Raw genomic sequence first — 13,062 nt, 5'->3', positions numbered from 1 at the left:
AAAAATAATCAAATTGTCGCTTCTAATTTTTACAGCATAAATGCGTTTCAAAAGTCTGAATCCTCAATGTAATGCCATTTACACCATTCCTGTCCTGCGCTTTGCTACGGCCAAAAATGGCATAAACGGCGTTGCATACCGGCTTCAAAACGACTTTTGTCTCGCTATCTTTACATAATTTAGAATCCAACTTCGTCTGGGTTGCCGCCATAACCAGCGACACCGACTAAAGCGTCGATTTTTTTCATCTGTGTGTCATTTAGTTCAAAATCAAAAACCTTGGCGTTTTCTTCGATCCGATCCTCGTGTACAGATTTTGGTAATGGTAGGTATTCATGTTGCAAGGACCAGCGCAAACAAACCTGGGCAATCGAATGATTGGTTTCATCAGCTAATTTTTGTAAGGTTGGGTCACTAAAGATCTTTCCTGTGCCCAGTGGGCTGTAAGCCTCTAATAAAATGTTACGTTGACGACAATAGTTGACTAATTTATCGTCATGGTCACCTGGACATAAGTGGATCTGATTGACCATTGGTGTGATCGTTTGTGTTTTTTCCAAAACTTCAAAGTGGTGTTGACGGAAGTTAGAAACACCGATCGCGCGGACTTTGCCAGTTTTATACGCATCTTCCAAGGCACGCCATGTTTCTTGTAAATGTTTCTCCCAGTTGTCATTTCTATAAGCAGCTGGGTTAGGCCAATGGATCAAAAATAAGTCTAAATGGTCGATACCTAGATCTGTTAAAGATTGATCCAAAGCAGCAGTTGCTTCTTCGTAAGTATGGTTATCATTACTTAACTTGCTTGTGATAAAAATCAGGTCACGGTCAACGCCGCTTGCTTTAATACCACGGCCTACGCTTTTTTCATTGCCATACATTTCTGCAGTATCGATGTGGCGGTAACCAGCATCGATGGCTGCCTTAACGGAAGATTCAGCAACTTCTCCATCCGGGGTCTGCCATGTTCCAAAACCAACGACTGGGATCTGTACATCGTTACTTAAGGTATAAGTGCTTGTTAGATCCATTATTAAAACCTCGCTTTTCAAATTGTGTTATATCAGTATTATATAAATAGCTCGGATCAATGTAAAACAAACTAACTTAAAGTACGTTTATTTGGTTGGAAAGATTAGTCAGAGATCGTTATTTGTTGGCAGAGCATCATGAAAATTTTTAATGAATTATTGTTGACAAATGTAAATATAAGTGTAGGATATTAATTGAAAAGTTACAGATGTAAACGAAAAGAGATGAACACATGACAGCAGTAGTTGATGCGACAGAAATGACTACTTCCGAATGGGAGTTGATGCGGATCATTTGGACAAAGGGCAAAGCTAGTAGTAGTGAGGTCATTGATTTGATCAAAGCCAAGAAAGATTGGACCGAGTCTACGGTCAAAACTTTGTTGCGACGTTTGGTCAGCAAGAGTGCCTTAACTACGGTAAAGGACGGGCGACGCTTTATCTATTCGCCTAACATCACAGAAAGCGATGCAATGGATCAAATGACTGCGGAAATGTTTTCACGTATGTGTAACATGAAAAAAGGCAGTGAGATCACGAAGTTGATTAGGGATACAAATTTAAGTCAGGCTGATATCAAGCAGATGCAAGCAGTTTTGGCTAATAAACTGCGAACAGCACCTAAAGTAGTGGAGTGCAACTGTTTGCCAGGAAAAGATAGTTGCTGTTAATGGTTACAAGAAAGAAGGAGATCTATGATGACTAAAACCATCGTAACAATAGTAGGCTTAGCGCTGGTTGGTTTCATTATTTGGTGGTTCTTCGGCAAACACGAAACAGAATCTGAGATTGCGGATGTTGCCGCAGATAATCAAAGTATTGACGTTGAAGTTAATGGCGGTTATTCACCTGAAACAGTTGTATTGAAACAAGGTGTTCCGGCAACACTTAATTTTACACGCAAAGATCCTTCCAGTTGTTTGGATCGCGTGGTTTTTCCTGATTTCGGGATAAACCAGGAACTACCTCAAAACGAAACAAAAGAAGTTAAAATCGATACAAGTCAGGCCGGTGAATATGAATGGGCCTGTGGTATGGATATGTTCCATGGCAAGATCGTGATCAAATAAAACTAGTGGTTGGTTTTGTACAAATGGAAGTTATCTGAACGCAAGTCTTTAAAAGGAATGTTCAGTTCAAACTTAACTGATCATTTGTAAGTTCAATAAATAGTCAAATACACACAACAACAAGCAGGAGGAATTTATCATGAGTGAACAAATACAAAAAGCAAATATTAAGGTTGCAGGTAGCTATGATCCAGAAACCGTGACATTTAAACAGGGTATTCCAGCAGAACTAACTTTTACACGTACTAATGAAAAAGGTTGTTTGGATGTTGTTCATTCTAAAGATCTAGGTTTTGAAGAAGAATTACCGCTCGATCAGCCAAAAACTGTTACAGTACCGACTGATAAAGCAGGCGAATTTCAGTTTTCTTGTGGGATGGATATGTTTTTCGGGAAAGTAGTTGTTGAATAATGAAAATTACGACACGTTTTTGGATCTCGCTGATTTTAGCTTTGCCAATGCTAGTGGAAATGATCTTGATGCCGCTGACAGGTTGGATGTTGCCTGGTGGTAAGTGGACGATGCTAGTTCTGACGACGATCGTGATGGCACTGTCGGCGCGACCATTTTTACAAAGTGCTTGGGCTTCTTTTAAAAAGCACCACTCGAACATGGATACATTAGTGGCCGTGGGAACAGCGACGGCGTACCTGTACAGTATCTATGCGATGTTTTCTGGTAAAGAAGTTTTCTTTGAAAGTGCCGCTTTTGTCATTACCTTTATCTTATTGGGCCAAGTTTTAGAAGAGAAGATGCGTAATAATGCTTCGGATGCCGTGGAAAAGTTACTTGATCTGCAAGCCAAGGAAGCTGAAGTTAAACGCAATGGCAAATTTATCAAACTACCCATCGATCAGATCGTAGTGGGCGATGAGCTCCGTGTTAAACCCGGACAGAAGGTAGCCGTCGATGGTGAGATCTTGAGTGGTAATTCGAATATCGACGAGTCGATGATCACTGGTGAAAGTATGCCCGTGCAAAAACAAGTTGGTGACAAAGTTATTGGTTCTACCATCAATAGTAACGGGACATTTACTTTTAAGGCTGAAAAAGTCGGTGATGATACGATGTTATCGCAGATCGTGGAACTTGTTAAAAAGGCACAAAATAGTCACGCTCCTATTCAAAAATTAACGGATAAGGTTTCGGATATTTTTGTTCCTGTTGTCTTGATTGTGGCGATTGCAACTTTCTTGATCTGGTACGTGTTAATTGGTGCTAGTGTCGCGAACTCTTTGATCTTTGCGGTTTCCGTTGTGGTGATCGCCTGTCCGTGTGCGTTAGGTTTAGCAACTCCGACTGCTTTGATGGTCGGGACTGGACGAGGTGCTAAAATGGGGATCTTGATCAAGAATGGTGAAGTCTTAGAAACCGTCAATGACGTGCAGACTGTTGTGTTTGATAAAACTGGGACGATCACTTTAGGACAGCCCCAAGTAACTGATGTGATCGGTGATGGCAAACGTGTGCTGCAAGTAGCTGCTTCTTTAGAGGAATCTTCGGAACATCCATTGGCTACAGCTATTATGGATACGGCACACACGAAAAAAATCTCATTTGAAACAGCTGAAAACTTTCATGCGATCGAAGGCCAAGGTGTTTCTGCCACACTAGCGGGGCAGAAAGCTTTCGTTGGTAATGAAAAATTACAACATGATTTTAAGATGTCTGATAAGCTAAAAAGTCAGATGGCTAGTTTGCAAGATCAAGCTAAAACTGTGGTCTTGGTTGGTTTGAATGATGAAGTTATCGGTTTGATCGCCATTCAAGACGCACCGAAAGAAACTTCTAAAGAGGCGATCTCAGCTTTGAAGTCACGTGGCTTGAAGACAGTCATGTTGACTGGTGATAATCAGCGAGTAGCACAGGCGATCGCTAGCCAAGTGGGGATCGATCAGGTCGTAGCGGAGGTCATGCCTAGTGATAAGTCTGACCAGGTCCAAGCTTTAAAAGCAAGTGGGAAAGTTGCTTTTGTTGGTGACGGGATCAATGATGCACCGGCCTTAAGTACTGCGGATGTCGGCATTGCCATGGGTTCTGGGACTGATATTGCAATCGATTCAGGTGGTATCGTGCTCGTTAAAAATGACTTGCGAGATGTTGACCGTGCCTTAGCTTTAAGTAAGAAGACTTTTGGTCGGATCAAATTAAATCTCTTTTGGGCCTTTATCTATAACGTTTTGGGTATCCCCGTAGCCGCGGGTGTCTTTTATGGGTTAGGCTTAACATTGAGTCCAGAGATCGCTGGTTTGGCCATGGCCTTTAGTTCGTTATCGGTGGTGACAAGTTCAGTTTTATTGAATAAGACAAAAATCACTAGCAAGGTCGAAACTGCATAAATAATACGAGAGACGCTATTTGGGCAAAATTTGTGCAAATGGGGTCTCTTTTTTATTATAAGAAACAGTTAACTTACTTTTAACTGGCAAGCTTGTTAGAATAACACTAAAGAAAAAACGGTGGGGGGTGAAACAAGTGGAAGCACAACAACTAGCAACAATTTTGGCAAATGGTCCCTTGGTGGTCGATGGAGCGATGGCCACCGAATTAGAGAAAAAAGGTATCGATACAGCAAATGACCTGTGGTCGGCGACAGCTTTATTGAATGCGCCATCAGCTATTAAAGAAGTACACCGAAGTTATTTTGTAGCAGGTGCTAATATCGTATTGACCAATAGCTATCAAGCTAATCTGCCCGCCTTTGAAGCGCATGGCTTTTCAGAAGATGAAGGTCAACATTTGATTCAAAAATCGGTGCAACTCGCACAAGAAGCGCGGGATGAGTATGCCCAAACTTTATCAGCTGACAAGAAACGCCCCTTATTGATCGCTGGCAGTGTCGGTCCTTACGGTGCGTATTTGGCAAATGGTAGTGAGTATACGGGTGATTATTTATTGAGTAAGGAAGAATATAAAAATTTTCATCGACCACGAATGCAAGTTCTAGCACAAGCGGGAGTTGATTTGTTTGCTTTTGAAACACAACCTAATTTTGCTGAGACGCAAGCGTTAGCGGAACTTTTGTACGAAGAGTTTCCTGAGATGTTGGCTTGGTTATCATTTAGTGTTGACGGCAAAGATAAGTTGTGTGATGGTACGCCGCTTAAACAAGGAGTGAGTTATTTTGTTGATGATGATCAGATCGTGGCGATCGGGGTCAATTGTACTTCACCGACCAATGTGTCTGGCTTGCTAGGAATCATGCAGGCCAAAACGACTAAACCATTGGTCGTCTATCCAAACAACGGTGATACTTATGATCCGCTCACTAAAAGATGGCAGATCGATCATGACACACCCAGCTTTTCTAAATTAGTGCCACAATGGCAACACGCTGGGGCTAGTTTGATTGGAGGTTGTTGTCAAACGACTCCGGCAGATATTGGAGAGATCGCTAGAAACATTCAAAAAATAAAGAGTGAATGAAAATAATTCTTACCAAGGGGAAATTTAGTCGTACTTGCTTATTAGGTTATTTTCTTGCTAGTGTCTATATGTCCCTTAGCATAGTGGAAGGGAACAATTGAGTCTGTGTCCATGAAATTAAATGAGCTTAAACAGATACATTAATTTTTTCAGGGCTGATTTATATTTATGAACGGCTCAAAAAAGTTGATTCCTCATATACTTTGAGTCCAGGCTTTTCATTTGTACTTGTTGTTAGCCTTTTTTGGATAGTTATTTCGCTTATTGTGGCATATGTATTAACGGTTAAATTTGAAAGTGTCCCATTCAATAGAAATAATGAAAGGTTTTAAAAAACAGAAAAATGTAAATTAGACCTCTAAGGCTTGCACACCTATAGGGGCCGTTTCTATTTGCCTTTTTAATGTCCATGTTACAATTTACTCAAGGAATCAATAAGAAATAATTATTAATTATGTGAGTAGTATTATTCATTTAAACTTAATGTGATGGAGCTGAAAAGGGAGGGGGATTTGCAGTGAAATTTAATAGGACGAGAAGGAAACAAACCGAGAAAATAGCACTTAATAAAAATGACGCGGCCGCTAAAATAAGAACTTGGGCTTTCATGTCTAAAAAAGATTTATTGGCTAGTTTATCAGTTGATCGGTCTGGTTTAACGGATAAGGTTGTACGAAAAAGGTCCGAAAAGTATGGGCCAAATAGAATTACTACAGGAGAAACAGACACTGTCTTTCACCGATTGGCGGAAGCGCTTTTTGATCCGTTTAATTTGATTTTATTGGTAATTGCTGTCATCACCTATTTTACTGATGTAGTTGTTTCTGCGAAAGCGGACTATTTGACTGTCATTATAATTTTAGTACTGGCTTTCCTATCCAGTTCAATTTCTTTCGTGCAGCAGCAAAAGTCTAGCAAAGCAATTGAAACTTTGGCAAAAGAAATTTCAAATCAGGCGGATGTAATAAGAAATGGGAAAGTTGTTTCAATTTCAACAGAAAAAATCGTTCCCGGCGATATCGTTCAACTGGCCGCAGGTGATATGATCCCGGCTGATATACGTTTTTTAAAAACTCAAGACACTTTTGTAATGCAATCTGCATTGACGGGGGAGTCTGATCCGGTAGAAAAGTTAAGCGATATACCTAACAATAAAGATGGTGTCCTAACAGATTTAACTGATATTGGTTTTATGGGGTCTAATATGGTGAGTGGTAGTGCCACTGCAGTCGTATTATCGACGGGTGACAAAACATATTTTGGCTCAATGGCAGAGAGCCTTTCTGGCGATAGAGCAAAAACCAGTTTCGAGCGCGGGGTAGATTCTGTCAGTCATTTATTGATTAGAATGATGTTGTTGATGTTGCCGATAGTTTTTGTGATCAACGGTTTGACTAAGGGGGACTGGGGCAATTCGTTGTTGTTTGCGATCAGTGTCGCAGTTGGACTAACACCTGAAATGTTGCCAGTCATTATGACTTCTACTTTGGCTAAAGGAGCAGTTTCTATGTCGAAGCACCAAACGATCGTTAAAACGTTAGATGTGATCCAGACATTTGGAGAGATGGATGTACTATGTACTGACAAAACTGGGACTTTGACTGAGGATACGGTTTCTTTGGAAAAGTATATGGACCTGTTCGGAAATGAAGATCCGCATGTTTTAAAATATGCTTATTTGAACAGTTCATTTCAAACTGGTTTAAAGAACTTGATCGATCTCGCGATTATTGAACATGCAACAGAGGTCAACTCACATGAGATCTCAAAAGCTTATCAATGTGTAGACGAAATCCCCTTTGATTTTTCCCGTCGAAGGATGAGTGTTGTTTTAGAAGATAGAAAAGGGCAGCGTCAGCTTGTGACTAAGGGGGCTGTTGAGGAAATGCTGGCCATTTCTTCATACGTAGAAATAGATGGCAAAGTACAGCCGTTCAATGCAGAACTAAGGAAATTAGCACTCAATACTTATGAAAATTTTAATTCTCAAGGCTTGCGCATACTTGGTGTAGCAAGGAAAAAAGGTGTTCCTGATAACGATACTTTTAGTGAGGCAGATGAAAAAGATGTTGTTTTACTTGGATTTGTCGGATTCCTTGATCCTCCCAAAAAAAGTGCCAGCTCAGCAATTGAGGCGCTCGACAAACATGGGGTTCGCACTGTGGTTTTGACTGGCGATAGTGAGGGCGTTGCAGCTAATGTTTGTGGTAAGGTAGGGGTCAATAACACCCAACTGCTCACCGGCCAAGATGTGGGTAAAATGAATGAGAGCAGATTAGCTCAAGCAGTCGAAAAGTGCGATGTTTTTGCCAAATTAGAGCCCGAACAAAAGGTTCGTGTAGTTACTAAATTGCAGGAATTAGGTCATACAACCGGCTACTTAGGTGATGGGATCAATGATGCGCCGGCTTTAAAACAAGCAGATGTTGGTATCTCTGTGGATAGTGCGGTAGATATCGCTAAAGAAACGGCAGATATTGTTTTACTAAAAAAAGATTTGTTAGTCCTTGAAAAAGGTGTAGTTGAAGGAAGGCAGATCTTCGGTAATATTATTAAATATATTAAGATGGCAACTAGTGGTAATTTTGGGAATGTAATATCGGTGATATTTGCTAGTATTTTCATCCCTTTCTTACCAATGCTGCCGGTTCAGATACTGACACAAAATTTACTATGTGATTTTGCACAAATGGGAATACCTTTTGATAATGTTGACGATGAATATATTCAAAAGCCGCAAAAGTGGGATACCGGATCGATCGAAAAGTTTATGTGGTATTTAGGACCTTTGGGTTCGATTTTTGACGTGATCTGTTTTGCTGTAATGTGGTGGATAGTTGGTGCGAATACAACCAATTTAGCGCCGATTTTTCAGTGTGGTTGGTTTGTATTTGGAACGGTTTCACAAATCTTGATCATTTATATGATCAGAACGGCTAAGATACCATTTGTTCATAGCAATCCTGCTAAGCCATTATTATTCTCTTCTCTTAGTATTATTTTTGTAGCGTTGGTCGTTGGATTTAGTGACCTTGCTATCGGATTGGATATGCAAGCTTTGCCATTTTCGTTTTTACCGTGGTTGCTCTTGATGTTGTTGGGATACTGTCTAGCTGTTCAAGCAATCAAAAAAGTATATATTAGTCGTTATCAAGAATGGTTGTGAGACAGGTCTCTGTCACAACTCATCACCAAGAAGTTATGAGATTTAACAAACGTATTATTTAGCCATAGTTTCATATAAAGGCAGACGAGCAAAACGAACTTAAAAACTAATCTTGGAGAAAAAAATAAGAACTGTATCATAGTAGGATCCTTTTTCCTATTATGATACAGTTCTTGTATTCACAGTTAGAATTACTGTTCCAGTATACTTGTTTAAACTTGAGCTTTAAGCACTTTCGCTGGACATAATTTTTAGCAGGGTCATATTAGTTAGTGACAAAATTACCGGCCAAAATTAATGGTCCTTTAGTTTAAGCTACGTCACTGTCCTTTTCTTTACGCAGCTCTCGTTTGCGTAACCAAGGCATGACAAGGCCTAGACCAAATAGAACGAAAACAGTAATAAAGTTTAAAATAAGCTGGTGAGTGAAAGCCCAGGTTCCAAATTTAACTTCCTGTGGAATAAAGCCTAATGTTGCACAAACAAAAGTAAATAGTAAGCACCAGCCTCCAATTAAAAGAGCACCTGTCTTGTTTTTAATAAAAACATAATCTGAGTGAAATTTCTTGTCTTGCCAGCGTACAGCAATAAAAGCAAAAAAGACCCAACATGTTTTGTATGGAGAGACAATGCCGTTAATATTTAGTAACCAATTATAAATTGTATTAATATCTGGCAGTGTTCCTGTTAGAAGCAGTAAAAAAAGACTCAAACCGGTTGTCATTAAATACGAATTGACCGGTCGTCCATTTTTATTCTTTCTAGTTACCCATTTAGGCATGAAATTATCAGCAACATCACCCGCAAAAACGCGACTAGTTGCATCTAGTAACACAGCCAACTGAGCCATCATAAAGATCGTTTGCACAACAGTAAAAATGTACATCAAAATGTTGCCTAAGCCGAGTTGCTGGCCGAGCAAAGAAAAAGCATAATAAGGGCCGTTCATTTTAAAATCGTGTGGTACCTGGTTTCCATTAAAGAAAACTGCCAGTGCCAAAGTTCCAAAAATAGTTAAGAAGGCCGTCATAATAGCTAGTAACCACATTGCCTTAGGAAACTCATGCTTAGGGTCGCGCATGCGCACTACATAAGGTGCTGCCAGTTCGGCCCCTGACATTGCAAAAATCAGAAGACCAGTGGTTGAAAAGTACTTTAAAGAGAAATTGGGCATAAAAGAGTGCCAATTGAATGGTTGAGTAGCGATGTGTGCCCCTTGGGTCAACGCATAGCCGGCTAAAAGTACAAATAAAGCGGACATAATAAACATTGCGCCGCCACCGATCAATGACAAAATTTCAAGGGAATTTTTGATTGCATTTTCCAATAAAATAAATATCAAGATCAAACCGAAAGTTAATAAGCCAAACCAAAATGGAGACATTTTTTGTCCCAAAGTGTTGTCGCCAAGAATCATCCAGCTAAAAGAAACGATAACCGAGTTAGAAACATCCACAATATAAGGTATGCTTTGTACCCAATACATCCACGAAGTAACATAACCTAAAGTATCATTGCTACTGCGACGAACCCAAGAAGCCAGACCGCCATCTTGATTATCAAAAGTTAAACTCATTTGGCTGGAAATCAGTTCATAAGGGATAACATAAGTAAATAAAAGAAAGATCCAGGAGATAACGACCGAAAGTCCTTGATTTTGAAAAGGGTAAAAAATATTTTCGAAACTGATTATTGTTACAAAATCTAAAAGTGCAATTACGGTCCAGTGCATATAGTGTTTGTTTGGTTGTAATTCTTCCATAGTTAATAATTTTGCTCCTTAATTGATTATTCTTTTTGTTTTAAGAACCAATTATCCTGTTAGGAGGCTTATAAACTGCAATAAAAAAAGACATTAATATCCCTCATTTTATAGTTATCGTTAGTAATGGAACATCAAAGTCCGATTTATATTGTAAAACTTACAAGGAGCTTTTACTTCTTAAGTTGTATAATAAATCTAGTTTCTATTACTTGAACTCTATTTTTGTGACTAAATATAGTTTAAAATCTGTATAATATGTATTTTCATGGTGAAAAAGTATTGCTATATTTTGTAGCTATTCTATTAAGCCATTTTAACTTTTTTTTACAGAAATTTTCTAATCTTGAAAGAGCGTGAAAAACATGAAAATTTTAAAGATCGCCGCTCCTGAGGCTTTAAGTAGTTGTATTCCCGTTCAATGGGAAAGAATTGATCCAACTGATGTTACAAATCCAGCCGAGATCGCTGGAGCTGTTTGCTTAAAAGATGACTTTCATTTTCAACAAATTTTTCAAAAATTGCAAAAAGATTCAGGGTTGCATTTTCCCATAATTGAGGTGTCTGTTCCGTTTGCTGTAAAAGAGATTCAATCTCAAATTACCAGTGCTGTTGAAAAATATGAACAAAAAACTATCCCAGGATTTTTAAGTGATTTAATCAAATTCGCTAAGGCCACACCGCTTAGTTTTACAACTCCTGGGCATCATAATGGGCAGTATTATGAAAAGCATCCTGCCGGTGTAGTATTTGATCGTTTTTTTGGTAAAAACATGCTGACGGCTGATACCAGTGATACAGTTGCTGCTTTGGGAGATACTATGACTCATACCGGCACACCGCTAACTGCTCAAAAAGTCGCTGCTCAAGCTTATCACGCTGATAAAGTTTATTTTTGTACGAATGGAACAACCAGTGCTAATACAATTTGTTCCAGTGCTTTATTATCTCCTGGTGATCTAGTATTATTTGACCGCAACAATCATAAATCCTTATATAATAGTGCGCTAGTTTCTAGTGGTGCGATCCCGATATATGTCGGAACAGATCGCAATCCCTTGGGATTGATCGGGGCGATGAATCCTGATGATCTGAGTGAGAAAAGCTTAAGAGAGCAAATCAAAAAGGTAGAACCTTCAAAAGCGAAGACCAAACGACCATTTCGTTTAGCAGTCGTTCAAGCTGAAACTTATGATGGTGTTTTTTATAATGCAGAATGGATAATCAAAAAAATCGGCTCTCTTTGTGATTATATTTTATTTGACTGTGCCTGGGGAGGATATGAACAATTTGTTCCACTGCTCAAGGATCTATCGCCGTTAAATCAACAATATGGACCAGATGACCCGGGAATCTTAGTTACACAATCCATCCATAAGCAACAAGCTGGAATGGGACAAACTTCTCAGATCCTAAAAAAAGATCATCATATAAAAGGTCAATCACGATATGTTGATCATAAACATTTTAACAATGCTTATTTGAAATACGTGACCTCTAGTTATTCCTATCCTATATACGCTTCTTTAACTACTAATGCATATTTAGCAGCTAGTGAAGGTGTTTCTAAATGGTGGTCAGATCTATTAGTTAGAAGTATTGAATTCCGAAAACAATTACTACGTCGTTCTAAAATATTTAAACCGTTAGTACCTTTAACTTATGAAAATGTTGCTTGGCAAAATATTCCAACTGAGCAATTAGCCGTCCAGCAAAAATATTGGCAGTTGGATAAAAGTGTTAACTGGCATGGCTTCAATAATACTGTAAAAAGTGAAGCAATGATAGATCCATTTAAGCTAACGATCGTAACACCGGGAATCGACATTGCAAATGAGCGTTATTTAGCTGATGGGATTCCAGGAGCTGTTGTAGCGGAGTTCTTGTTGGAAAAGCAGATTATTCGTGGAAAGGATGATTTGAACTCATTACTTTTCTTATTAACGCCTGGAGATTCAGAAAGTAATTTGAATACTCTGCTTGACGCTTTGTTGGAATTTGAAAATGCTTATGAAACCGATGCTTCTCTACAAGAAGTCCTGCCGCATTTTTATGAAAAATATCAGGAGCGTTATCAGGGGTACACTTTACATGATCTCTGCCATGAAATGCATGAGTATTATAAAGAAAACAATACTTTCAATTTACAAAAAGGTTTATTTACCAAGAATAACTTGCAGGATTATGTAGAAACTCCATGGCAAGCTGATTTGAATTTTAAGAAAAACCAAAATGAACTTTGCGATTTGAACGACATTGTTGGTCAAGTTGCGCTAGAGGGTGCTTTGCCTTATCCGCCAGGAGTGTTTATTGTTGCACCAGGAGAAAAATGGCAAAAAATAGATCAGCAATATTTCAAAGTATTAGTTGGAGTGATGGAAAATTTTCCTGGATTTATTCCAGAGATTCAAGGAGTCTACTATGAGAAAGATCAGCAAGGGCATTATAAAGTACAAGGCGAGATAGAGCACAAAGTTAACGGATCTTAGGAGTAAATAAGACCAATAATAAAAAGAATAAAAGGAGTACGCGTGGTGCTAGTTCGTAATAATTTCATCTTCATCAAAACTAAAAAAACCTAGATTGTAAACAAAAACTGTTAATTT

Annotated in this window: 9 protein-coding genes; 7 read left to right on the top strand and 2 right to left on the bottom strand. The window is 38.9% G+C overall.

All coding sequences use genetic code 11. The features are described 5' to 3' along the window. Positions 1–179: 179 nt before the first annotated feature. On the bottom strand, positions 180–1,031 hold the full coding sequence (locus LACPOB_RS0103935; RefSeq protein WP_017867530.1) for an aldo/keto reductase: 852 nt from the start codon (positions 1,029–1,031) through the stop codon (positions 180–182). A gap of 233 nt (positions 1,032–1,264) precedes the next feature. On the opposite strand from LACPOB_RS0103935, the gene LACPOB_RS0103930 reads away from it, so the two are divergent. The 6 genes from LACPOB_RS0103930 (at position 1,265) to mgtA (ending at position 8,694) form a co-directional block, all read left to right on the top strand. Then, on the top strand, positions 1,265–1,702 hold the full coding sequence (locus LACPOB_RS0103930) for a CopY/TcrY family copper transport repressor (protein ID WP_017867529.1): 438 nt from the start codon (positions 1,265–1,267) through the stop codon (positions 1,700–1,702). 27 nt (positions 1,703–1,729) lie between these two features. Continuing rightward, the gene (locus LACPOB_RS0103925; protein ID WP_017867528.1) at positions 1,730–2,101 is read left to right on the top strand and encodes a cupredoxin domain-containing protein; all 372 of its coding nucleotides are present in this window, start codon (positions 1,730–1,732) and stop codon (positions 2,099–2,101) included. Positions 2,102–2,240: 139 nt separating this feature from the next. Continuing rightward, entirely contained in the window at positions 2,241–2,513 is a 273-nt protein-coding gene (locus tag LACPOB_RS0103920) for a cupredoxin domain-containing protein (RefSeq protein WP_017867527.1), read from the top strand. Then, positions 2,513–4,441, top strand: a complete 1,929-nt coding sequence (locus LACPOB_RS0103915) for a copper-translocating P-type ATPase (RefSeq protein WP_017867526.1) — start codon at positions 2,513–2,515, stop codon at positions 4,439–4,441. Before LACPOB_RS0103920 ends, LACPOB_RS0103915 begins: the two co-directional genes overlap by 1 nt. A 136-nt stretch (positions 4,442–4,577) precedes the next feature. Then, positions 4,578–5,528 (top strand): homocysteine S-methyltransferase, encoded by a 951-nt coding sequence (gene mmuM, locus LACPOB_RS0103910; protein ID WP_017867525.1) that lies wholly within the window; start codon positions 4,578–4,580, stop codon positions 5,526–5,528. A gap of 517 nt (positions 5,529–6,045) precedes the next feature. Next, positions 6,046–8,694 (top strand): magnesium-translocating P-type ATPase, encoded by a 2,649-nt coding sequence (gene mgtA, locus LACPOB_RS0103905; RefSeq protein ID WP_017867524.1) that lies wholly within the window; start codon positions 6,046–6,048, stop codon positions 8,692–8,694. 310 nt (positions 8,695–9,004) lie between these two features. Here mgtA and LACPOB_RS0103900 read toward each other — a convergent pair whose 3' ends face one another. Further along, a complete protein-coding gene (locus tag LACPOB_RS0103900; RefSeq protein WP_017867523.1) occupies positions 9,005–10,456 on the bottom strand; it encodes an APC family permease in 1,452 nt (483 codons plus the stop codon). Between the two features lie 365 nt (positions 10,457–10,821). On the opposite strand from LACPOB_RS0103900, the gene LACPOB_RS0103895 reads away from it, so the two are divergent. Continuing rightward, positions 10,822–12,945 (top strand): putative ornithine decarboxylase, encoded by a 2,124-nt coding sequence (locus LACPOB_RS0103895; RefSeq protein WP_017867522.1) that lies wholly within the window; start codon positions 10,822–10,824, stop codon positions 12,943–12,945. The last annotated feature ends 117 nt before the right edge of the window (positions 12,946–13,062 follow it).

It is taken from the genome of Ligilactobacillus pobuzihii E100301 = KCTC 13174 (assembly GCF_000349725.1).
Taxonomy (GTDB): Bacteria; Bacillota; Bacilli; order Lactobacillales; family Lactobacillaceae; genus Ligilactobacillus; species Ligilactobacillus pobuzihii.
This window is presented reverse-complemented; position numbering and strand designations above follow the sequence as displayed.

Excerpts from the sequence above, each read along its gene's own strand:
- LACPOB_RS0103935 (WP_017867530.1), bottom strand. The coding sequence starts at position 1,031 with ATGGATCTAACAAGCACTTATACCTTAAGTAACGATGTACAGATCCCA.
- LACPOB_RS0103930 (WP_017867529.1), top strand. The coding sequence starts at position 1,265 with ATGACAGCAGTAGTTGATGCGACAGAAATGACTACTTCCGAATGGGAG.
- LACPOB_RS0103925 (WP_017867528.1), top strand. The coding sequence starts at position 1,730 with ATGACTAAAACCATCGTAACAATAGTAGGCTTAGCGCTGGTTGGTTTC.
- LACPOB_RS0103920 (WP_017867527.1), top strand. The coding sequence starts at position 2,241 with ATGAGTGAACAAATACAAAAAGCAAATATTAAGGTTGCAGGTAGCTAT.
- LACPOB_RS0103915 (WP_017867526.1), top strand. The coding sequence starts at position 2,513 with ATGAAAATTACGACACGTTTTTGGATCTCGCTGATTTTAGCTTTGCCA.
- LACPOB_RS0103900 (WP_017867523.1), bottom strand. The coding sequence starts at position 10,456 with ATGGAAGAATTACAACCAAACAAACACTATATGCACTGGACCGTAATT.
- LACPOB_RS0103895 (WP_017867522.1), top strand. The coding sequence starts at position 10,822 with ATGAAAATTTTAAAGATCGCCGCTCCTGAGGCTTTAAGTAGTTGTATT.